The organism is Cupriavidus sp. 01T418 (genome assembly GCF_056398885.1).
The window spans coordinates 379767-402028 of the sequence record NZ_JBFTQG010000001.1; the positions used below are offsets into that span (position 1 = coordinate 379767).

Here is a 22262-nt window from a genome sequence, read left to right on the forward strand (position 1 = left end):
GCGCTTGCTGGCACCCCACGCGGGCGGGGCGGGGAGGTGCAATCGGCGCAGAGGTAGTAACATTTGCCGACAGTCGAGGCACCGGCGGGTTGCTGACGTGAAGCGCGATCCGCCGGCATCGGCTTTTCCCGACCGTTGCCGGAGCCACTCCTTGTTCGAACGCGCCAGACAGAATTTCAACGCGCTGACAACTCGCGCCGAGTTTCACGCATTGCGCCTTGTCCGGCAGGCCGGCGAGCATTGCATGCTGCGGCGCGGCATTGCCGAGCCGCCATCCTTCATGCAGGACATGGGTGCCATGCTCAGTGTGCGCCTGGATGGCGTAGAGGCCTACGCGGCCACCAGCGATCTCAGTGTGGCCGGGCTGCAGCGCGCGCTCGACAGCGCCGAAGCGCTTGCCCGGCGGATCGCCGCGCAAGGCCTTGTCGACGTGCGGGGACTGGAACCGCCGCAAGGCCACGCCCGCTACGAATCGCCTGGCCTGCACGGCCCGTTCCCCGGACTTGCCGAGCGCTTCGCGCTGCTGGCGGAAGTGTCCGCCAGCGTGCCCGTTGACGCGCGGCTGGTGAACTGGATCGTCTATCTGGATCACCAGCGCCACGAGCAGCTCTATCTCAATAGCGCCGGCGCCGAGCAATGGCAGGCGCTGCGCTTCGTCTATCCCGGCATCAGCGTGACCGCCTTCGACGGCAGCGACAGCCAGACCCGCAGCTTTGGCGGCTTCGGCAGCGGCCAGCAGGGCGGCGCCGAGGTCATTGAGCGCCTGGGCTTCGCCGACGCGGCATCGCGGGTAGCGGACGAGGCGCTGCAGTTGCTGCTGGCGCCCAATGCCCCAAGCGGTCCCACCGACCTGTTGCTGATGCCGGACCAGATGATGCTGCAGATCCACGAATCCATCGGCCATCCGCTGGAGCTGGATCGCATCCTTGGCGACGAGCGCAACTATGCGGGCGCGAGCTTTATCGGGCTGGAAGACTTCGGCCGCTACCAATATGGTTCGGCCCTGCTCAATATCAGCTTCGACCCGGGCATCCCCGAGGAACTGGGCAGCTACAGCCACGACGACGAAGGCCTGCCGGCGCAAAAGGCGTTCCTGATCCGCGATGGCCTGCTGCTGCGACCGCTCGGCGGCGCGCTGTCGCAGTGGCGCAGCGGGCTGCCGGGCGTAGCCAACAGCCGCGCGTCTAACTGGAACCGGCCGCCGATCGATCGCATGGCCAACCTCAACCTGGAGCCGGGCGAGCGCAGCATGGCGCAACTGGTCGGCGGCATCGAACGCGGCATCCTGATGTCGTCCAACCGCTCGTGGTCCATCGACGACGCGCGCAACAAGTTCCAGTTCGGCTGCGAATGGGGGCGCCTGATCGAGGACGGCGAGCTTAAGGGCGTGGTCAAGAACCCCAACTATCGCGGCGTTTCCGCCAATTTCTGGCGCAGCCTGGCCGCCGTTGGCGATGCCAGTACCTTCGAGGTGCATGGCACGCCTTACTGCGGCAAGGGCGAGCCCAACCAGGTGGTGCGCGTCGGCCATGCCTCGCCGGCCTGCGTGTTCCGGCAAGTGGAAGTCTTCGGAGGGGCCGCGTGATGGCGGATGCGGAATCGTTGTTCGCGGCGCTGGCCGAAGATGTGCGCGCCGCGCTGGTCGAGGGCGAAGCCTTTACCCTGTGGTACAGCGCGGAGGAGTCCGAGTTCGTTCGCTTCAACCGCGCGCGGGTGCGCCAGGCTGGCCAGGTGCGGCAAGCCACGGCCCGGCTCAAGCTGGTTCGCGATGGCCGTCATGCCGACATCGGCATCGCCCTGTCCGGCGAGCCGGCGACCGATCGCCAGCGCCTCGCCGATGGCTTGCTGCAACTGCGCGAGGCGACCGGCCAGTTGCAGCCCGATCCCTACCTGATGCTGGAGCGCGAACCGTGGCAGCGCGCGACGCTGGCCGAGGTGGCAGCGCCGCCGGACAGCGCCGAGGTGCTCGCGCAGATCGACGAGGCCGCGCGCGGACTCGATCTGGTCGGCATTTATGCCGCCGGTCCGTTGTACCGGGGTTTTGCGAACAGTTTCGGCGCCTTCGGCTGGCATGCCGCGCAGGGCTTCCACTTCGACTGGAGCCTGTTCCACGCAAACGGGCAGGCGGTAAAGGCCGACTATGCCGGCTCGCGCTGGGATGCCGCGGAGTTTGCCAGCCGCTTTGCCGATGCGCACCGGCAACTGGAGCACCTGGGCAAGCCGCAGCGTGTCCTGGCGCCAGGCGACTACCGTGCCTACCTGGCCCCTGCCGCGCTGGACGAAGTGCTGGGCATGTGTTCCTGGGGCGGCTTCTCGGCCCGCGCGCTGGCGCAGAAGGAAAGCCCGCTGCAGCGCCTGTACGACGGCAGCGCGCGGCTCAGCCATTGGCTGGACCTGGACGAACGGGCGAGCGGCACGCTCGCCCCCGCCTTCGGCCCCGAAGGCATCCCGCGCAGCGATGTGGCACTGGTGCGCGCGGGGCAGCCTGCCGGCCGGCTGGTCTACCCGCGCAGCGCGCGCGAGTACGATCTCGCCGCCAATTGCGCCAGTGCCGGCGAAGGGCCGCAGGCACTGGCCATGGCTGCTGGCGAACTGGCGCAAGCCGATGTGCTCGCGGCCCTCGGCACGGGTCTCTATATCGGCAATCTCTGGTACCTGAACTGGTCGGACGCGCCGGCGGGCCGCCTGACCGGCATGACGCGCTTCGCTACGTTCTGGGTCGAGGATGGCCGCATCCAGGCGCCCCTTGGGACAATGCGGTTCGACGACAGCATCTACAGTTTCCTGGGTGAGCATCTGGAGGCGCTGACGCGCGAGCGGCAGTTGCGGGTGTCGAGCAGTACTTATGGGGAGCGGCAGACCGATTCGGCGCTGTTGCCCGGAGCGCTGACCGGAAAACTGACGTTGACACTCTGAGCGCGGTGGCGGCCTTCATGCGCCGTCTTCCTTGTCCAGCCGGTCCGGCTCGCTGAAGATGGCTGCGCGCCCCTCAAACCGGCTCCCGCGCCGCGTCCGTCAAATACTGGATCAACGTCTCCGCAAACTGCGGCAGCTCCCTTCCCGGCCGCCGCACCAGCCGCAGGTCGCGCTTGGCCCATTCGTCCTCCAGCGGGATAAACCGCAGCACCTTGCGGCTCGCATAGCGCCGCGCGCAGCTGTTCGGCACGATGGCGATGCCAGCCCCCGCTTCCACCATCCGGCACACCGCATCGAAGCTACCCAACTGAATCCGCAGGCTGATCCGCTTGCCCATGCCGCTGGCGATCCGGTCCAGGAAAGACTGGATGGCGCTGAACTGGTTAAGCCCCACAAAGCGGCAGGTATCCAGCAGATCGGCGAAATGCAGGCTGGTGAACTGCGGCAGCGGGTGGTTGACCGGCGCGATCACGATCAGTTCGTCGCTGCACAGCTGCATCACGTCGAGATCATTGGTGGCCACCTCGCCGGCGACGATGCCGAGGTCCGCCGCACCGGCGCTGATCGACGAGACGATGGCCTGGGAGAGCTGTTCCTCCAGTTCGATGTCGACATCCGGGTTCTCAGCCAGGAAGCGCGACAGCGCGGTAGCCAGGAAGGAGTTGGTGGCGGTGGTATTGGCCAGCAGGCGCACGCGGCCCTTGACGCCCTTGGCGTAGGGACGCAGGTCCGAGTGCAGGCATTCCAGCTCGCGGAACACCTCGCGCGCGTGGCGCAGCAGGGCGTCGCCGGCCGGGGTCAGGCGCACGCCTTTCACCTGGCGGATCAGCAACTGCGTCTGGAAGGCCTCCTCCAGCTGCTTGATGCGGGTGCTGGCGGCGGGCAGGGAGAGAAAGCTGCGCTCGGCCGCGCGGGTCAGGTTTTCGGTTTCGCCGACGTTGAGGAAAAGGCGCAGGTCGGTCAGGTCGTAATGCATGTGTTTCGCTGGGCCAAAGGCCTCTTTTGTGAATCGTGAATAGCAATGTCCCCGCCGCCAATTTATCGTATTCGACGTGGCAATAGAACCATAAAGGCTGGTTCGCCCGTATTGCGCGGGCGAATACCGGATAGGCCCGGACGAGCGGGGCGGAATTCCCGCGCCGCCGCAAGGCCGCCCAAGGAGGACGATCGATGACAGTTCGGCGCTACAGCGCAAGCAGGCGGACGGCCCTGGCCGCCTTGCTGGGCCTGACATTCATGAGCGGCGGCGCTGGCGCCGCCGGGTATCCCGACAAGCCCGTGCGCCTGATCGTGCCCGCGGCGGCGGGGGGCACGACCGATATTGCCTCGCGCCTGGTCGGAAAGCGGCTGGGCGAAGTGCTCGGCCAGCCCGTCGTGGTAGAGAACCGCGCCGGCGCAGCCGGCATCGTCGGCGTGCAGGCCCTGCGCCAGGCCGCGCCGGACGGCTACACGCTGATGATGGGCAATATCGGCCCCAATGCCATCAACTACGGCCTGTACAAGCAACTTCCCTACCGTGCCGAGGACTTTGCGCCGGTCACCATGGTGGTCTCGGTGCCCAATGTGCTGGTAGTCAACGCCAAGGTGCCTGCGCGCAACGTTGCCGAGCTGGTGGCGCTGGCGAAGTCCCAGCCAGGCAAACTGTCCTTCGCTTCCTCCGGCACCGGCCAATCGGTGCACCTGTCCGGCGAGCTGTTCAGGAAGCGCACTGGCATTGACATCATCCATGTCCCGTACAAGGGCGCCGCCCCGGCCGTGGCCGACCTCGTCGCCGGGCAGGTGACCATGATGGTGGACAACCTGCCAAGCTCATTGCCGCACATCCAGTCCGGCAAGCTGCGTGCGCTGGCGGTGACCAGCGCTACCCGCGTGGCCGAGCTGCCCGACGTGCCTACCATGAAGGAAGCCGGGCTCGACGATTTCCAGGTCACCGCCTGGTTTGGCCTGGTAGCGCCGGCTGGCACGCCGCCCGCGATCGTCAAGCGCCTGCAGAAGGCCGTGGCGGGCATCCTGGCCGAGCCCGAAGTCAAGACCCGCCTGGCGGACCTTGGCGGCGTGCCCGGCGGCGACACGCCCGAGCACTTCGGCAAGTTCATCGATGCCGAGCGCATGCGCTGGGCCAAGGTGGTCAAGGACACCGGCATTGCGCAACAGTAAAGGCGCCCCCGCTCAACGGGACGCGGTAGCAACAGACAAATACCCGGCCTGGCGAGCGCCAGGCCACCGAGCAGATCTGTAGACAGGAGTGACAGCATGAGTGGAATGATGGCAGGCAAGGTAGCGCTGGTGACCGGCGCGGGCGGTGGCATCGGGCGCGGCGTCGCGCTGGAACTGGCCAAGGCGGGCGCCAGGGTGGTGGTCAACGACATCGGCGTATCGCTGACCGGCGAAGGCGGCGATGCCGGCCCCGCGCAGCGCGTGGTCGACGAGATCGTCGCCGCCGGCGGTAGCGCGGTGGCCAATACCGACAGCGTGTCGAGCTGGCAGGGCGCCAACGCCATCGTGCAATGCGCGCTGGACAACTTCGGTCGCATCGATGCCGTGGTCAACAACGCCGGCAACCTGCGCGACCGCATGTTCTTCAAGATGAACGAGGAAGAATGGCGCTCGGTGATCGACGTTCACCTCAACGGCACCTTCTTTGTCAGCCGTGCCGCGGCCAACCACTTCAAGGACCAGGAGAGCGGCGCCTACGTGCACATGACCTCCACTTCCGGCCTGATCGGCAACCTGGGCCAGGCCAACTACTCGGCCGCCAAGCTCGGCATCGCCGCGCTGTCGAAGTCGATCGCGCTGGACATGGCCCGCTTCAACGTGCGCTCGAACTGCATCGCGCCGTTCGCGTGGAGCCGCATGACCAGCTCGATTCCCTCGGAGACCCCGGAAGAGAAAGCCCGCGTGCTCAAGCTGCAGAAGATGGAGGCCAACAAGGTCGCGCCGATGGCAGCCTTCCTTGCCAGCGATGCCGCGCACGAAGTCAATGCGCAGATCTTCGCCGTGCGTGCCAACGAGATCATGCTGATGAGCCAGCCGCGTCCGGTGCGCTCGGTGCATATGAGCGAAGGCTGGACTCCGGAATCCATCGCCGAGATCGCCATCCCCGCGATGCGCAACAGTTTCTTCAAGCTCGAGCGCTCGCCCGACGTGATCAACTGGGACCCGATCTGACGCCATGCCGCTCGACTACAACCGCATCAGGCACTGGGAATTTCCGGAGGTCAGGCAGACCTACGGCGAGAAGGACTCCATCCTCTACGCGCTAGGCCTTGGCCTGGGCGAGAAGCCCACCGATCCACGCCAGTTGCGCTACGTCTACGAGGCGCAGCTCAAGGCCTTTCCGACGCAGGCCGTGGTGCTGGCCTACCCGGGCTTCTGGATGCAGGATCCGAGGAGCGGCATCGACTGGGTGCGCATCGTGCACGGCGAGCAGCGTCTGCGCCTGCACCGGCCGCTGCCGGCAGCCGGCACGGTGCGGGCCCGCGCACGCGTGACGCATGTGATCGACAAGGGCGCCGGCAAGGGCGCGCTGGTGATCGTGGAACGCACGCTGGTGGACGACGCCACCGGCGCCGAGCTGGCTACCGTGAGCCAAACCACGTTCTGCCGCGCCGATGGCGGCTTCGGCCAGGGCGATACCGCGCCCGAGGCGCTGCCGGCAGCGCCGGCACGCGCCCCGGACGAGGTTCGCAGTCTGGCGATCCTGCCGCAGGCAGCGCTGCTTTATCGCCTGAATGCCGATCCCAACCCGCTGCACGCCGATCCCGAGGTGGCGCGCGCCGCCGGCTTCGACGCGCCCATCCTGCATGGGCTGTGCACCTACGGCGTGGCCGCCCGCGCGCTGGTCGACACCTGCGCCGATGGCGACGGCGACCGGCTGCTCGAACTCAACGTGCGCTTCTCCCGGCCGGTATTTCCCGGCGAAACCCTCGAAGTGCGCATGTGGCGCGAAGGTGGCGGGCGCGTGCTGTTCGACGCCCGCGTGCCCGCGCGCGGCGTCACCGTGCTCAGCAACGGCGCAGCGGAGTTCCGTGCATGACAACAACCATGAAGCGCGCGCTGGATGGCGTACGCGTGCTGGACCTCTCCCGCATCCTGGCCGGTCCGTGGTGCGCCCAGAACCTGGCGGACCTCGGCGCCGAGGTGATCAAGGTGGAGCGCCCCGGCTTGGGCGACGACACCCGCAGCTGGGGCCCGCCCTGGCTGCCCGACGGCGAGGGCAAGCCCTCGCGCGATGCCACCTACTATGCCGGCGCCAACCGCGGCAAGCGCTCGGTCACGCTCGATATCGCCAGCGCCGAAGGGCAGGCCATCGTGCGCGAGCTGGCGGCGCAGTCGCAGATCGTGCTGGAAAACTACAAGGTCGGCGATCTCAAGCGCTATGGCCTGGACTACGACAGCCTCAAGGCCATCAACCCGTCGCTGGTCTATTGCTCGATCACCGGCTACGGGCAGGAAGGGCCGAGCGCGCACAAGCCCGGCTATGACTTCATCTTCCAGGGCATCGGCGGGCTGATGAGCATTACAGGCGAGCGCGATGACCTGCCTGGCGGCGGGCCGCAGAAGGTGGGCGTGGCGGTGGTGGACATGCTGACCGGCATGTATGCCACCGTGGCCGTGCTGGCCGCATTGCGCCATGCCGAGCGCACCGGCGAGGGGCAGCGTATCGACATGGCGCTGCTCGATGCGGTGGTGGCGGTCGGGGCGACGCCCATCCTCGCGCAGAAGGTCACTGGCAAGACGCCGCAGCGTTTTGGCAATGCGCATGCCAATATGGTCCCCTATCACGTGTTTGCCACCGCCGATGGCTACATGATCGTGGCCGCTGGCAACGACGGGCAGTGGCAGGGCTACTGCCGGGGCGTGCAGCGGCCGGACCTGGCAACGGACGAACGCTTCACCACAGGCACCGGCCGGATCGTCAATCGCGACGTGCTGGTGCCGCTGCTGGAGGCCCATATGCGCACGGGCATGACCGCGCAGTGGGTCGAAGCGCTGGAACGCGAAGGCATCCCCTGCGGTCCCATCAACGACTACGCACAGGTGCTGGAAGACCCGCAGGTCAGGTATCGCGAACTGCAGGTGGATATGGTGCGCAGCGATGGCGGGGTTTGTCCCACGGTGAAGAGTCCCCTGCGGCTGTCGGCTACGCCGGTGCGGTATGACGCTGCGCCGCCGCGGCTGGGTGAGCATACCGAGGCGGTGCTGCGTGAGGTGCTGGGGATGTCGGCGGCGCGGATTGGTGCGCTGCGGGAGAAGGGGGTGGTTTGAGGCGGATCCTGTTTGCCGGAAGTGCCTGAGGGCCTGACCAGGATCTGCGGGAGCGAGAAGTCGAATCCAACCGATATTGACCGCGATCTGTCCTGGGCACATGATCCATATCAAGTCGCGGACGCGCGCTTCGCGGCAAAATGAACTGGAACTCCCAGCCTTCCACACCCCAGCCAAAGGAGAGGCACATGTTTCCCGAGTTTAGCGAACAGATAGCCACCCTCAGGTCGCAGGACGCACATTTTGCGAGCCTGTTTTCCCGCCACGACGAGCTTGATCAGGAAATCAAAGACATGGAGGCGGGCGTCATTCCCGCCGATGGCACCATGATCGAGAATCTCAAGAAGCAAAAGCTCCAGTTGAAGGATCAGGTCTACGTCATCTTGTGCAAGGCGTCGGCTTCCTGACATGACAGGCAAGAGCGCATGGGACCCCACTGCGCAGCGCAACAACCGCGAACAACGGCGAACTGCCGCGCCACCACTTCAGCTCCGCCAATCAAAAGGGCCATTTCCATGTTCAAACATATCCTGCTCCCCATCGACGGATCGGAACTCTCGCGCAAGGCGTTCACGGCGGCCATCGAATTCGCGCAGACGCACGGCGCCAAGCTGACACCCTATATGTGTCTGGAGGAGTATCCATACCTGATGTCCAACGACGCCGGCCATGAGAAGAGGTCGGTCTTCGAACATCGCGTCGAAGCCGCGGCGCGCGAGGAACTGGCGAAGGTGGAAGCAGCCGCGGCGCAGGCCGGCGTGTCCTGCTCGGGTGCTACGTCCATTGCGGCCGCGCCTTATCACGGCATCATCAACACGGCGAAGGAGCTCGGTTGCGACGTTATCTTCATGGCCTCGCATGGACGGCGCGGCATCAGCGGCCTGCTGCTCGGCAGCGAGACCCAGAAGGTATTGACGCATAGCGACATTCCTGTGCTGGTGTTCCGCTGAACCGCTTGCGTTTCGATTGGGAAATTACGCCGGCGCATCCTGCCCCGGCCGTTCAGGCCGCGCATTCCATCATCTGCCGCTGCCGGTATTCCCCCGGCGCCACGCCGGTCCATTTCTTGAACGCCCGGTGGAAGGTGCTGGGTTCGGAAAATCCCACGCGCAGTGCAACCTGCTGCAGCGGCAGCGCCGTGTGTTCGAGCAAGGCGATGGCCGCGTCGCGGCGCAGGCTGTCCTTGATGCTCTGGTAGCCGCGGCCTTCGTCGCGCAGGCGGCGGCGCAGGGTTTGCGGCGTCAGGCGCAGGGTTTCGGCCATCTGCTCCAGCGAGGGCAGTTCACTGTCTAGATGGCAGCGCAGGTGGCGGCGGATGCGCTCGGCCAGGCAAGAGTCGTCGCGGTAGCGGGTCAGCAGGTTGCGCGGGGTGTCATTGAGGAAGGCTTGCAGGCTGCCGGCGTCCTGCACCACCGGCAGGCGCAGCCAGCTGGCGTCGAAATGCAGCGCCGTGTGTGGCTGGCCGTAGCGGATCGGCGTATTGAAAACCCGTTCGGTGTCGGTCAACCGGTGCGGCGTGCCGGTCCGGCCCGGAGCGGACGCGGCCATGTCCACGCGGACCAGGGGGATGCGCTGCGCGACCAGCCAGTTGGCCACGCCATAGGCCTGGAAGGCGAAGGTGGATTCGGCATAGAGCCTGCAGGGCGTGGCGGGCGCGCGCGGCAGCAGCAGCAGGGTGGCAACGCCGTCGCGCTGCTGCAGGCGTGGGACGAAGTCGTCCAGATGCATGCGGTACTGGTGCAGCCCGGCGCGCAGCGCGTCCTCCAGCGTGGCGCAATGGATCAGCGCCCTGCAGGCCTGCGCGAACACGCCCGGTCGTACCGGGCGGCTCAGCAAGCCCCAGAACTCATCGCGCGTGACGCGGCGCATGGACCGCATCAAGGCGGCAAACTGGCCCTCGCTGACGCGGGCGCTGGGCGATTGCACCAGGGCCGGGGAGATCGCGGCGCGGCGCAGCAAGGCGTCGATGTCGCAGCCAAGGCGCTGCGCGCCCAGCACGATCTGGTGCAGCTGCATGACGGAAATGGTATGGCCCGTGGGCGGCTGAGCAGTGTCGGCACGCGGCGTCTCGTGCACACGCGACAGCGTCGCGTCGATCGCGCCGGCCCGGCGGGATCCGAGCGGCACCGGCATTGACGACGGCGCGGGCGCCCTGAGTACGGCGATTTGCATAGTCTCCTCGTCCTCCTTGGACACCCCGGTCACGAACCGGCATCCGGCGTCCGGTCTTCGGCGCCGGTAGCCACGCTGCACTGCAGCACGACGGCTGCGCTTGCCGGATTCAGGCCGGTTCTGTGCCGGCCATGCCACCAGTTAGCCCGATGCGGCGCGCCCGCACAATCCGGATTTACCAAAGGCATGCTTTTCCTTGAGCGATTCGGCCAATCATTTTGGGCCGAATGGTCATTGTCCACGCAGTGCAGCATCGCGCAATCTCATCCCTTGCCGGCTTCGGGCCATCGGGGCGCTCCGCCTTGATCAATGCTGATTAACGCCAGGCCGGCGGCGGCCGGCGATTACCTTCCTCTGTGTTTGCCATGACTCAAGCTGCTTCCGCTTCTCCCTGCCAAGCCTACCGCTCCCCCCATTGGCCTCCGGGCATGCCGGCCGAGGTGCACGTGCCGCGCTCCAGCCTGGTCTACAACGTCGAGGTGGCCGCCCGGCGTTATCCGGACAAGACCGCGATCCAGTACCTCCATACCCCCATCACCTACGCCAGCCTGCACGCCCAGATCGAGCGCATGGCCGGCTACCTGCAGCACGATTGCGGCGTGGCGCCGGGCGATCGGGTGATGCTGTTCAGCCAGAACTGCCCGCAGTTCATCGTGGCGTACTACGCCATCCTGCGCGCCGAGGCGGTGGTGGTGCCGGCCAACCCGATGTGGCTGACCGGCGAGCTGGAGCATGTGGTGGCCGACAGCGGCGCCGTGGCGGCGTTTGTCGCGGCCGAACTCTATCCGCAGATCGCGCCGCTGCACGGCGTCAAGCTGACGCATATGATCGTGCACCACTATGCCGACATGCTCGACTGTGCCAACGCCAGCGACGGCATACCCGCCTGGCTTCAGGAGCGCGCGCCGTTGCCGGCATCCGTTGCGGCAGGGGCCACGCTGGCGCCGTGGAAGCAGGCCGACGCCGCGGGCCATGTCCCGCGCGTGCACCAGGCGGGCTACGACACGCTGTGCATGCTGGCTTACACCTCAGGCACCACCGGCCACCCGAAGGGCTGCATGCATACGCACGGCTCGCTGATGAGCGCCGCGGTGGGCTCGCAGTTGTGGCGCGGCGCCAGTCCGGAAGGCGTGTCGCTGTCGGTCGCGCCGATGTTCCATCTGCTGGGCATGCAGAATGGCATCCACGCGCCACTCTACCTTGGCGCCACCATCGTGCTGCTGCCGCGCTGGGATCGCGCGCTGGCAGCAGACCTGATCGAGCGCTACCAGGTTTCCACCTGGGGCGCGCCGCCGGCGATGCTGGTCGATTTTTTCGCGCAACCCGGCATCGCCGAGCGCGATCTTTCCAGCCTCGCTTACCTGGGTGGCGGCGGTGCCGCCATGCCCGACGCGGTGAGCACCATGCTGCAGGAGCGCTTCGGCCTGCCCTATGTGGAAGCCTACGGCCTGACAGAAACCGCCGCCTTCCTGCTGTCCAACCCGCGCCACCGGCCCAAGCGCGAATGCCTGGGCATCGCCACCTTCGGCGTGGACGCGCGCGTGATCGATCCGCACACGCTGGCCGAACTGCCGCAGGGCGAACTGGGCGAGATCGTGACGCACGGCGCGCAGGTGATGCGCGGCTACTGGCGCAACCCGCAGGCCGATGCCGAATCGTTTGTCGAGATCGACGGCAAGCGCTTCCTGCGCACCGGGGATCTTGGCTTCATGGATGCCGAAGGCTACTTCTTCATGCGCGACCGGCTCAAACGCATGATCAATGCGTCCGGCTTCAAGGTCTGGCCGGCCGAGGTGGAGAACTTGCTCTACGGGCATCCGGCCATCCACGAGGCCTGCGTGATTGCCGCGCGCGACGCGCGCCGCGGCGAGACCGTCAAGGCGGTGGTCGCCCTCAAGCCGGCCGCGCGCGGCACGCCCGAGGCCAGCGCCGAGCAGATCATGGCGTGGTGCCGCGAGCGGCTGGCCGCCTACAAGGTGCCGCGCATCGTCACCTTCGTCGATGCCCTGCCCAAATCCGCCACCGGCAAGATCCAGTGGCGGGCGCTGCAGGAGCTGGATCAGGGCCCGTCGGCGCAAGCGGATGGTGGCGGACGCGCGGCCTGAAGAACATAAGACATAAAAGGAGACAGCATGAAAACGACGAGACGCAACTGGCTGGGCCAGGCGGCGGCACTGGGCGGCAGCGCGCTGCTGGCCGGATGGCAATGGCCGGCATTGGCGCAGGGCAACTATCCGGCAAGGCCGATCCGCATGGTAGTGCCCTATCCCGCCGGCGGCGGCACCGACACCATTGCGCGCATGATCGGCCAGCGCCTGACCGAAGCCTGGGGCCAGCCGGTCTTGGTCGACAACAAGCCCGGCGCCAGCGGCATGCTCGGCAACGATATCGTGGCCAAGGCGCCGCCCGACGGCTACACGGTGCTGCTCGGCATTACCGCGATGATCCAGTCGCCTGGTTTGTACAAGCGCATTCCCTATGACGTGACGCGCGACTTTGCGCCGGTCTCGCTGATCGCCAGGTCCTCCGACCTGTTCGTGGTGCCCAGCCGGGTGCCCGCCAACACGCTGGCCGAGTTCATCGCCCTGGCCAAGGCCGGCAAGCTCAGCTACGGCTCCTACGGCAACGGCACCTCCTCGCACCTGCACGGCGAACTGTTGAAGATGCAGGCGAAGGTGGATCTGACGCACATCCCCTACAAGGGCGCCGCGCCGCTGATGAGCGACGTGCTCGGCGGGCAGGTGGATTCGGCTTTTGTCGACGTGACCTCCGCCAACAGCTACCTGAACAGCGGCAAGTTCAAGACCCTCGCCATAACCGGGTCGCAGCGCTACCCATCGATGCCGTCCGTGCCCACCTTCGCGGAGGCGGGTTTCTCCGGGTTTGAGCCGAGCGGCTGGTTCTCGATGTTCCTGCCTGCCAATACGCCGCGCGACGTGGTCAGTCGGCTCTCGACCGAGACCGGCCGCATTGTGCGCCTGCCCGAGATCTCGCAGAAGCTGTCGGCGATGGGGCTGCAGCCGGTGGGGTCCTCTATCGAAGAACTGGCGGCGCTGGTGGCGACGGATACACCCAAGTGGGCCCGCATCGTCCGGGACGCGCACATCCAGCTCGACTAGGACGGCCTATTTATGCCGATTTCAGCACTTATTCGCTGATTCGCTGCACACGATCCACGCATGGACAAGTAGCCGCCACGCCTACCGCTGGCCCGATTGAGGACAAAGCCGTGCGGATCGCAATATCCAATAAGGAGACATCATGGGAAATACCGACAAGAACATGGCGATGGCAGTCCGCAAGGTGCCCTGGATGAATGAAGATCTGGGCATGTTCCAGGACACAGTACGCCGCTTCGTCGAGCGGGAACTGGTGCCGAACGAAGCGCGCTGGGCCGAACGCGGCTACATCGACCGCGAAGTCTGGAACCGCGCCGGCGAGGTTGGCCTCCTGTGCGCCAGCATTCCGCAAGCGTACGGCGGGGGCGGCGGGAACTTTGCGCACGAGGCCGTGATCTGTACAGAGATGGCGCGCGCCATCGCCACCAGCCTGGGAATTGGCGTGCACAGCGGCATCGTGGCCCATTACTTGCTCAACTACGGTACCGAGGCGCAAAGGCGCAAATGGCTGCCCCAGATGGCGTCGGGCGCCATGGTGGCCGCCATCGCCATGTCGGAGCCCGGCGCGGGCTCCGATCTGAAGTCGGTACGCACCCGAGCGGTGCGCGAGAAGACCCAGAATGGAGACATCTATCGCATCAACGGTGCAAAAACCTTCATCACCAACGGCTACCACGCCGACCTGGTCTGCGTGGTGGCCAAGACCGATCCAGAAGCCGGCGCGCGCGGTGTCTCGCTCATCATGGTCGAGACCCGGGACCTGCCCGGCTTCAGGCGTGGACGTATCCTGGAAAAAATCGGGCAGAAGGGCCAGGACACCGTCGAGCTGTTCTTCGACGATGTCTGCGTGCCGGTGGATAACCTGCTTGGCACGGAGGAGGGCAAGGGCTTCTATCAACTGATGCAGCAACTGCCGCAGGAGCGCATGATCATCGCGCTCGGGGCGGTGGCGAGCATGCAGCGCGCCATCGAACTCACGACCGACTACGTACGCGAGCGGCAGGTGTTCGGAAAACCGCTGATCGATATGCAGAACACGCGCTTCAAGCTCGCGGAGTGCAAGACCGAGGCAACCATCGCCGCGACCTTCGTCGATGACTGCATGGTGCGCCTGCTCGCCGGCGAACTCGATGCCCCCACCGCGGCCATGGCCAAATGGTGGTGCTCGCAGAAAAACTGCGAAATCATCGATGAATGCCTGCAGCTGCATGGCGGGTATGGATATATGCTCGAATACCCGATCGCCCGCATGTACGCGAACGCACGGGTCAGCAAGATCTATGGCGGCTCCAACGAGATCATGAAGGAGCTGGTGGCGCGCACGCTTTGATGCAGGTGCGCGGGGCATGTGGGAAGGCGCTCATGCCAACGACGTAGTGCGTTGGAATCAGGCCGCCCGCAAAGCCCCGCACAGCGCGGGGTGCGAGCGGCGAAGCGTGCTTCTCGTTACAAACCACCTGTGCAGGGAGCACCGGAAAGGTGTAATGTTTGTCACAAGACATGGTTCAAATGCCCGTCGCGAGTGGGGCTTGGAGTGATGGTACCTTGAGTCGAATTTGTCCTATGCGCAGTGCGTTGTGCAGGTGCAAAGGTCGTCAACGGACTCTCAGCTCTCGCCGTTATTTGACTATGATGAAGTAAAGATTTCGCAACATGGCAGCACCGCCAGGCCGGGGTGGCGGAGCCGCAAGAGCTGCCGCGGGATCTTGAGTTGTAGTAGATCTACCTTCGCCTCGGACGGGACTCTGACGGGAGTGAAGTATGGACATTTTCGGCCACTACGCCACACGCTTCGAAGGTCGCAAGGAAGAGGAATACAGCATCCAGGAGTACCTGGATATCTGCAAGAAGGATCCTTCCGCCTATGCGACCGCGTCCGAGCGCATGCTCGCCGCGATCGGTCAGCCTGAACTGGTGGACACCCACCACGATCCCCGGCTGTCCCGCCTGTTTTTCAACAAGGTCATCAGGGTCTATCCGGCCTTCCGTGAGTTCTACGGCATGGAAGACACGATCGAACAGATCGTGTCCTTCTTCAAGCATGCCGCGCAGGGTCTCGAGGAACGCAAGCAGATCCTCTACCTGCTCGGGCCTCCGGGCGGCGGCAAGTCCTCGCTGGCGGAAAAACTCAAGGCCCTGATGGAGCAGGTGCCCATCTACGCGTTGAAGGGCTCGCCAATCCATGAATCTCCCCTTGGGCTATTTTCGCCCGAGGAAGATGGCAAGATCCTGGAAGAGGACTACGGCATCCCGGTGCGGTACCTCAACACCATCGCCTCGCCGTGGGCGGTCAAGCGCCTGCACGAATTCAACGGCGACATCACGCGCTTCCGCGTGGTCAAGCTGCGCCCCTCGGTGCTGTCGCAGATCGCGATCTCCAAGACGGAGCCGGGCGACGAGAATAACCAGGATATTTCCTCGCTGGTTGGCAAGGTCGATATCCGCAAGCTGGAGGATTTCCCGCAGGACGACCCGGACGCTTACTCGTATTCCGGCGGGCTGTGCCTGGCCAACCGCGGGCTGCTCGAGTTCGTCGAGATGTTCAAGGCGCCGATCAAGGTCCTGCACCCCTTGCTGACCGCCACCCAGGAGGGCAACTACAAGGGTACCGAAGGCTTCGGCGCGATCCCCTTCGACGGCATCATCCTGGCGCACTCGAACGAAGCCGAGTGGACAACCTTCAAGGCCGACAAGAACAACGAGGCTTTCCTCGACCGGATCTACATCGTCAAGGTGCCGTACTGCCTGCGCGTGTCGGACGAGGTGAAGATCTACGACAAGCTGCTGCGCAGCAGTTCGCTGTCGGCCGCGCCATGCGCGCCCAATACCTTGAAGATGATGGGACAGTTCGCCGTGCTCACCCGCATCAAGGAGCCGGAGAATTCGAACATCTTCTCCAAGATGCGCGTCTATGACGGCGAAAGCCTGAAGGACGTCGACCCCAAGGCCAAGTCGTACCAGGAGTACCGCGACTACGCCGGCATCGACGAAGGCATGAACGGCTTGTCCACGCGCTTTGCCTTCAAGGTCCTGTCCAAGGTCTTCAACTTCGACAACACCGAGGTGGCCGCCAATCCGGTGCACCTGCTCTATGTGCTCGAGCAACAGATCGAGCGCGAGCAGTTCCCGCCGGAACAGGAAGCCAAGCTGCGCTCGTACATCAAGGAGTACCTGACCGCACCGTTCGTGGATTTCATCGGCAAGGAGATCCAGACCGCTTACCTGGAGTCGTACTCCGAATACGGCCAGAACATCTTCGACCGCTATGTGGTGTTTGCCGACCTTTGGATCCAGGACCAGGAGTATCGCGACCCGAATACCGGCGAGATTCTCGACCGCAACGCGCTGAACGACGAGCTTGAGAAAGTGGAAAAGCCCGCGGGGATCTCCAACCCCAAGGACTTCCGCAACGAGATCGTCAACTTCGTGCTGCGCGCGCGGGCCAACAACGCGGGCAAGAATCCCGCGTGGACCAGCTACGAGAAGTTGCGCATGGTGATCGAGAAGCGCATGTTCTCCACCACGGAAGACCTGCTGCCCGTGATCTCGTTCAACGCCAAGTCCTCTCGCGAGGACCAGGACAAGCACGCGAACTTCGTCAACCGCATGGTTGAGAAGGGCTACACGGCGAAGCAGGTCCGCTTACTTGTGGAGTGGTATTTGCGCGTAAGAAAATCATCGTAACGGCGCCTGGACGAGGCCTCTCGAAAAGGGCAAGCATATGGCCACGGTCATCGATCGGCGCGAGAACAGCGGCAACAAGAGTGCCGTCAACCAGCAACGCTTCATCAAACGCTACCGCGAGCAGATACGCCAGGCGGTAGCGAAGGCGGTGTCCGGCCGGAAGATCATGGACATCGAGCAGAGCGGGCAGGTGTCCATTCCGGTCAAGGACATCTCCGAACCTGCCTTCCACCACGGCCAGGGCGGCCGGCGGGAATGGATCCACCCGGGCAACAAGAAATTCGTCCGGGGGGACAGCTTCGACCGCCAGCAGCAAGGCGGCGGTGGCGGCGGCTCCAAGGCGAGCGATTCGGGCGAAGGCGAGGATGATTTCGTCTTCACCCTGTCGCGCGAGGATTTCCTCAATTTCTTTTTCGAGGACATGGCGCTGCCGGACATGGCCAAGCGCCACCTCGCCAAGATCGCCGAGGTCCGCAAGGTCAGGGCGGGCTTCTCCATCGACGGCACGCCGTCCAATCTCTCCATCCTGCGCACGATGCGAAGCTCGCTCGGGCGGCGCATCGCCTTGTCGAGCCCGTACCAGAAAAAGCTCGCCCTGCTGGAGCAGGAGTACGGCGAAGTGCTGGAGGAGCAAGGGCCATATTCGGCACGCGCGCTCGAACTGATGAAGGAAATGCGTCACCTGCGCTCCTGCGTGGAACGCGTGCCCTTTATCGAAAAGCTCGACTTGCGCTACAACAACCGCGTGCTGAAGAAGCGGCCGCAGGCGCAGGCGGTGATGTTCTGCCTGATGGACGTCTCCGGCTCCATGGACGAGAGCCGCAAGGATCTCGCCAAGCGCTTCTTCATGCTCCTGTATCTCTTCCTCAAGCGGAACTACGACCGCATCGATGTGGTGTTCATTCGCCATCACACGGTAGCCAAGGAAGTCAACGAGGAGGATTTCTTCCATTCGCGCGAATCCGGTGGTACGGTGGTATCGAGCGCGCTCAAGCTGATGGTCGAGGTGATCCACGACCGCTATCCCGCCAGCCAGTGGAATATCTACTGCGCACAGGCGTCGGACGGCGACAACTGGGCGGGCGATTCGGAGTTGTGCGGGCGCTTGCTGCGCGAGTCCATCCTGCCGCTGGTGCAGTATTACGCCTATGTGGAGGTGGCTTCGGAGGAGCCGCAGAATCTCTGGGAAGAGTATCTGGCGGTGAAGGACCGCCACGAGAACTTCGCCATGCAGCGCATCATCGGGCCGGACGAGATCTATCCCGTGCTGCATGACCTTTTCCAGAAGAAGGCGGCCTGGCCGGCGAGCCGCTGAGCAAGTGCATTGATCTTTTTCCCCTCTCTCTCCGGGGTAGAGGGTAGCAACCCTAGCTTCACCCGCCACGGGGGTCGTAAATGGCATATCTCTCCACCGGCTCGGAGTGGACCTTCGAGCTGATCCAGCGCTATGACCGCGAAATCGCCCGCATTGCCGGCGATTTCGGACTGGACACCTATCCGAATCAGGTCGAGATCATTACCGCCGAGCAGATGCTCGATGCCTACGCATCGTCCGGGCTGCCCGTTGGCTACAACCACTGGTCGTACGGCAAGCACTTCCTGGCGTCGGAGCGCAGCTACCAGCGCGGGCACATGGGCCTGGCCTACGAGATCGTGATCAACTCCAACCCCTGCATCGCCTACCTGATGGAGGAGAACACCATGCCGATGCAGGCGCTGACCATCGCGCACGCCTGCTACGGCCACAACTCCTTCTTCAAGGGCAACTACCTGTTCCGCACCTGGACCAACGCCGACGCCATCATCGACTACCTGCTGTTCGCCAAGAACTACGTGGCCGAATGCGAGCAGCGTTACGGCGAGCAGGAAGTGGAGCTGCTGCTGGATTCCTGCCACGCGCTGCAGAACTACGGCGTGGACCGCTACAAGCGGCCCAAGAAGCTTTCCATCGCCGAGGAGCAAGCCCGCCAGACCGAGCGGGAAAACTATCTGCAGACGCAGGTCAACGACCTGTGGCGGACCCTGCCAAAGCATCGCGCGCACGCGCTGAACGACGATGAAGGACTCGAGCGCGAATCGCTCTTCCCGCCGGAGCCGCAGGAAAACCTGCTCTACTTCATCGAGAAGAACGCGCCCAAGCTGGCGCCGTGGCAGCGCGAGATCGTGCGCATCGTGCGCAAGGTCGCCCAGTACTTCTATCCGCAGCGCCAGACCAAGGTCATGAACGAAGGCTGGGCCACGTTCTGGCACTACACCATCCTGCACCAGTTGTATGAGGAAGGCCTGGTCAACGACGCCTTCATGTTGGAATTGCTGCAGGCGCACACCAACGTGATTTACCAGCCGCCGTACAACAGCCCGTATTACAGCGGCCTCAACCCCTACACCGTGGGCTTCCTGATGTTCCAGGACCTGCGCCGCATGTGCGAGAACCCCACCGAGGAAGACTACCGCTGGGCGCCGGAATTCGCCGGCAGCGACTGGCACAAGACGCTCGACTTTGCCATGCGCAACTTCAAGGACGAGAGCTTCCTGCTGCAGTTCCTGTCGCCACGTGTGATTCGCGAACTCAAGCTGTTCTCCGTGCTGGACGACGACCGCGAAGGCAAGCTGCGGGTGACCGCTATCCACGACGACGAGGGCTATCGCAATATCCGGCAGTTGCTGGCCAACCAGTATGACCTGTCGAATATGGAACCCAATATCCAGATCACCAATGTCGACGTGGGCGGCGACCGCTCGCTGACGCTGCGGCATCTGCAGAACGACCGCCGCCCGCTGGCGCAGAACTTTGACGAGGTGATCCGCCACGTCACGCGGCTGTGGGGCTTCACGGTGCGGCTGGAGGTGGCGTACGAGGATGGCCGGCGCGAATCCAAGTACGAGTGCAAGCCGGAGCGCCGGCATCGCAAGGCGGCTTGACCGCCGGGCAGGGCGGCTCTCCAGGCGCTGGAAGGGACTCAGCAGGGAAGTCGGATCGGAGCTCCGTGATGGCCGGCCGTGCGGGTATTCTCAACGGCCGGCCAGCAGGCGCCGGGCGGAATAAGTCATGACGCGCTCATGGCGCTGGTTGAAGACCTCGATATCCGAATCCACCACCGCGCGGCCGTTGCGCGAAGTCGGGCGGATGCCGGTGACGGTCACGGTGGCCCAGATGGTGTCGCCCACCAGCACCGGGGCCAGGATCTTCTGGGTCAGCTCCAGCATGGCCAGTCCGGTGCCCTGGATCATGGTCTGCAGGATGAAGCCCTCGATCATCGAGTAGGTCAGCGCCGCGGGCACGGGCCGGCCGTGGATGGCGTCGCCTTCAAAGCCAGACTCGATAAAGATGGCCTCCAGCATGCCAGTGACCGAGATGAAGTTGACCAGGTCGGTCTCGGTCACGGTGCGGCGGAAGGTCTGGAAGGCCTGGCCTTCCTTGATGTCCTGCCAATAAAAGCCCTGGCCGAGTCGGGGGAGTTGGGTATGGGGCACGGCGTCTCCTGGTGAGGGCCGCCATCGGCGGCCGGTTTCCTTTATGTTAGGAGCGGGAAGGGGGCAGCGCTTAGGCGTCGGCGGCCGGTGGCGCGCAATAAGCCGTGCCGTCCCGGTTCGTCGATCCGTTCGCCGGTCAGACCTGCCTTCCCCGGCAGTCCGCGCGTGCCCTGCCTCAGGTGGGCACGCGGCCGACTTGCGGCTTGCTGGCCCGTTCCAGTGCCACGCCCGGCAGCAAGTGGAGCAGCCGCACCAGTTCGCTCTGGCGGTGGGTGCCGGTCTTGCGCAGGATGTCGCGGATATGCACGCGTACCGTGTGTGGGGAGACGAACTCGTGTTCGGCGATCTCATTGAGGGTTTCGCCGGCCGCAAGGCGGATGGCAACGATGCTCTCTTTGCGCGACAGGCCGAACAGCGAGGTCAGCACCGAAGTGTCGAGCACGGAGCGCGATTCGGAATTGCCCAACAGCACCATCGCGAACGGCAGTTGCCACGGACCTTCCGCCGGCTGGCGCGCCGCCAGCGGCAGCACGATGATGGGTACCGCCTGGCCGCCCGAGGTAATGTGCATCCACGAGCCGGCCGCCGACTCGCCGCCGCGCGGCTGCATGGCGCCCTCGAGCAGCTTGTGCAGGGTGAGGTGCAGGTCGGGATCGTTGGCCGTGAGCACACCGTTCTCCAGCGCGAGCTGGCTGTCGGCCTGCACCAGCGCCTCGGCCCAGATATTGGCGTAGCGCACGCGCATATCGGCCTGCAGCACCATCACGCCGAAGTCGAGCGTGTCCAGGCCGGCCTGGCCGAGGGCGGCCAGTCCGCTCAATTCGAAATTGCGCTGTTGCATGCGCGCGGCGCGCGCCCAGTGCGGCAGCACGCGCGCGAGACGCCCGCTGCGGCGGGCCGACGCGTCCGCGCTATCGAAACCGGTAGCCTGGCGGCCGTCGCGGCCTGTGCCGCCCATCAGCACGCAGACCTCGGCGGTGTCGAGCAGGCGGATGCCTTGTTCCAGGTCGGCGCCATGCAGCGGCGCGCGCCAGGCTGCGTCATCGTGCCCTTCGCCCGCATGGGCGGCGGCGAGCGTGCGCGCCGGCAGGTTCGCCAGCGCGTGCAGGCCCTCCGGCACGTGGCTGCCTTGCGCCGAGAAGCAGCCGTGCGGGGTGACGCCGAGGCGCGCCTGCCCGGACAACTTGTCCCATACCAGGTAATGCGGGCTGTCGATGTCGGTATAGCTGGAGAACAGGCCAAGCGCGGCCGGCATGGCGGTAACGTCAAGCGCGGATTCGTAGATCGAATCGATCAGACGATGGAAGTCTTCATCCGCCGACGGATGCTCGCCCATAGTGTTTCTCCCCGGTGGCTTTCGCCCTATCCCGCTCTGCTCTTATTTTCTTGGTCCGCTGCCGCGGCGGGCTCTTTGTAGCCGCTCCGATGTGGCACGCGCCATCGGGTGGAGCCGTCATGCCCGCAATGCGGGTCGACGGCTCTTCGCATATCGCCTGGCGGCATTATGCGGATCACTGCAAAACTTCGCAAACGGGAGTGTTGTTTAACCTGTTGTTTTGCCGAAAATATTCAAAAGTTTTCGGCGCCGAATGTCACTTCGGCGGCACGTGCAACCAAAGGGCGTACCCG

The 22262-nt window shown here is 65.1% G+C and carries 18 protein-coding genes; 14 read left to right on the forward strand and 4 right to left on the reverse strand.

Annotated features, from left to right (window positions below; translation table 11 throughout):
- The first annotated feature begins 151 nt into the window (after positions 1-151).
- Positions 152-1585 (forward strand): TldD/PmbA family protein, encoded by a 1434-nt coding sequence (locus AC1DQ3_RS01735; protein WP_477118435.1) that lies wholly within the window; start codon positions 152-154, stop codon positions 1583-1585.
- Positions 1585-2916 carry a TldD/PmbA family protein gene (locus tag AC1DQ3_RS01740; RefSeq protein ID WP_477118436.1) on the forward strand — a complete coding sequence of 444 codons (1332 nt, stop codon included), beginning with the start codon at positions 1585-1587 and terminating at the stop codon, positions 2914-2916. Before AC1DQ3_RS01735 ends, AC1DQ3_RS01740 begins: the two co-directional genes overlap by 1 nt.
- 73 nt (positions 2917-2989) lie before the next feature.
- Here AC1DQ3_RS01740 and AC1DQ3_RS01745 read toward each other — a convergent pair whose 3' ends face one another.
- Positions 2990-3892 carry a LysR family transcriptional regulator gene (locus AC1DQ3_RS01745; protein WP_477118437.1) on the reverse strand — a complete coding sequence of 301 codons (903 nt, stop codon included), beginning with the start codon at positions 3890-3892 and terminating at the stop codon, positions 2990-2992.
- 194 nt (positions 3893-4086) lie between these two features.
- Between AC1DQ3_RS01745 and AC1DQ3_RS01750 the strand changes: the two genes are divergently transcribed.
- From AC1DQ3_RS01750 to AC1DQ3_RS01775, 6 genes are all read left to right on the forward strand, one after another.
- Positions 4087-5073, forward strand: coding sequence for a Bug family tripartite tricarboxylate transporter substrate binding protein (locus tag AC1DQ3_RS01750; RefSeq protein ID WP_477118438.1), 987 nt, complete (start codon positions 4087-4089; stop codon positions 5071-5073).
- A 96-nt stretch (positions 5074-5169) separates the two neighbouring features.
- Positions 5170-6084 (forward strand): SDR family NAD(P)-dependent oxidoreductase, encoded by a 915-nt coding sequence (locus AC1DQ3_RS01755; protein WP_477118439.1) that lies wholly within the window; start codon positions 5170-5172, stop codon positions 6082-6084.
- A 4-nt stretch (positions 6085-6088) separates the two neighbouring features.
- The gene (locus tag AC1DQ3_RS01760) at positions 6089-6952 is read left to right on the forward strand and encodes a MaoC/PaaZ C-terminal domain-containing protein (protein WP_477118440.1); all 864 of its coding nucleotides are present in this window, start codon (positions 6089-6091) and stop codon (positions 6950-6952) included.
- Entirely contained in the window at positions 6949-8184 is a 1236-nt protein-coding gene (locus tag AC1DQ3_RS01765; RefSeq protein WP_477118441.1) for a CaiB/BaiF CoA transferase family protein, read from the forward strand. The genes AC1DQ3_RS01760 and AC1DQ3_RS01765 overlap by 4 nt, the downstream gene beginning before the upstream one ends.
- A 188-nt stretch (positions 8185-8372) precedes the next feature.
- Positions 8373-8591, forward strand: coding sequence for an HP1242/YdcH family protein (locus AC1DQ3_RS01770; protein WP_477118442.1), 219 nt, complete (start codon positions 8373-8375; stop codon positions 8589-8591).
- Positions 8592-8699: 108 nt separating this feature from the next.
- Positions 8700-9134 (forward strand): universal stress protein, encoded by a 435-nt coding sequence (locus tag AC1DQ3_RS01775; RefSeq protein ID WP_477118443.1) that lies wholly within the window; start codon positions 8700-8702, stop codon positions 9132-9134.
- Between the two features lie 52 nt (positions 9135-9186).
- On the opposite strand, the gene AC1DQ3_RS01780 is transcribed toward AC1DQ3_RS01775, so the two are convergent.
- Complete coding sequence (locus AC1DQ3_RS01780; RefSeq protein WP_477118444.1) at positions 9187-10356, reverse strand: AraC family transcriptional regulator; 1170 nt, start codon at positions 10354-10356, stop codon at positions 9187-9189.
- Positions 10357-10721: 365 nt separating this feature from the next.
- On the opposite strand from AC1DQ3_RS01780, the gene AC1DQ3_RS01785 reads away from it, so the two are divergent.
- The 6 genes from AC1DQ3_RS01785 (at position 10722) to AC1DQ3_RS01810 (ending at position 20081) form a co-directional block, all read left to right on the forward strand.
- The gene (locus AC1DQ3_RS01785; protein ID WP_477118445.1) at positions 10722-12461 is read left to right on the forward strand and encodes a long-chain fatty acid--CoA ligase; all 1740 of its coding nucleotides are present in this window, start codon (positions 10722-10724) and stop codon (positions 12459-12461) included.
- Positions 12462-12488: 27 nt separating this feature from the next.
- Positions 12489-13475, forward strand: coding sequence for a Bug family tripartite tricarboxylate transporter substrate binding protein (locus tag AC1DQ3_RS01790; RefSeq protein ID WP_477118446.1), 987 nt, complete (start codon positions 12489-12491; stop codon positions 13473-13475).
- Between the two features lie 142 nt (positions 13476-13617).
- Positions 13618-14805, forward strand: coding sequence for an acyl-CoA dehydrogenase family protein (locus AC1DQ3_RS01795; protein WP_477118447.1), 1188 nt, complete (start codon positions 13618-13620; stop codon positions 14803-14805).
- Between the two features lie 431 nt (positions 14806-15236).
- Positions 15237-17159, forward strand: coding sequence for a PrkA family serine protein kinase (locus AC1DQ3_RS01800; protein ID WP_477118448.1), 1923 nt, complete (start codon positions 15237-15239; stop codon positions 17157-17159).
- 37 nt (positions 17160-17196) lie between these two features.
- A complete protein-coding gene (locus tag AC1DQ3_RS01805) occupies positions 17197-18474 on the forward strand; it encodes a YeaH/YhbH family protein (protein ID WP_477118449.1) in 1278 nt (425 codons plus the stop codon).
- An 80-nt stretch (positions 18475-18554) separates the two neighbouring features.
- Complete coding sequence (locus tag AC1DQ3_RS01810) at positions 18555-20081, forward strand: SpoVR family protein (RefSeq protein ID WP_477118450.1); 1527 nt, start codon at positions 18555-18557, stop codon at positions 20079-20081.
- 90 nt (positions 20082-20171) lie between these two features.
- On the opposite strand, the gene AC1DQ3_RS01815 is transcribed toward AC1DQ3_RS01810, so the two are convergent.
- Entirely contained in the window at positions 20172-20633 is a 462-nt protein-coding gene (locus AC1DQ3_RS01815) for a MaoC family dehydratase (RefSeq protein ID WP_477118451.1), read from the reverse strand.
- 175 nt (positions 20634-20808) lie between these two features.
- On the reverse strand, positions 20809-21969 hold the full coding sequence (locus tag AC1DQ3_RS01820) for a helix-turn-helix transcriptional regulator (protein ID WP_477118452.1): 1161 nt from the start codon (positions 21967-21969) through the stop codon (positions 20809-20811).
- Positions 21970-22262 lie beyond the last annotated feature (293 nt).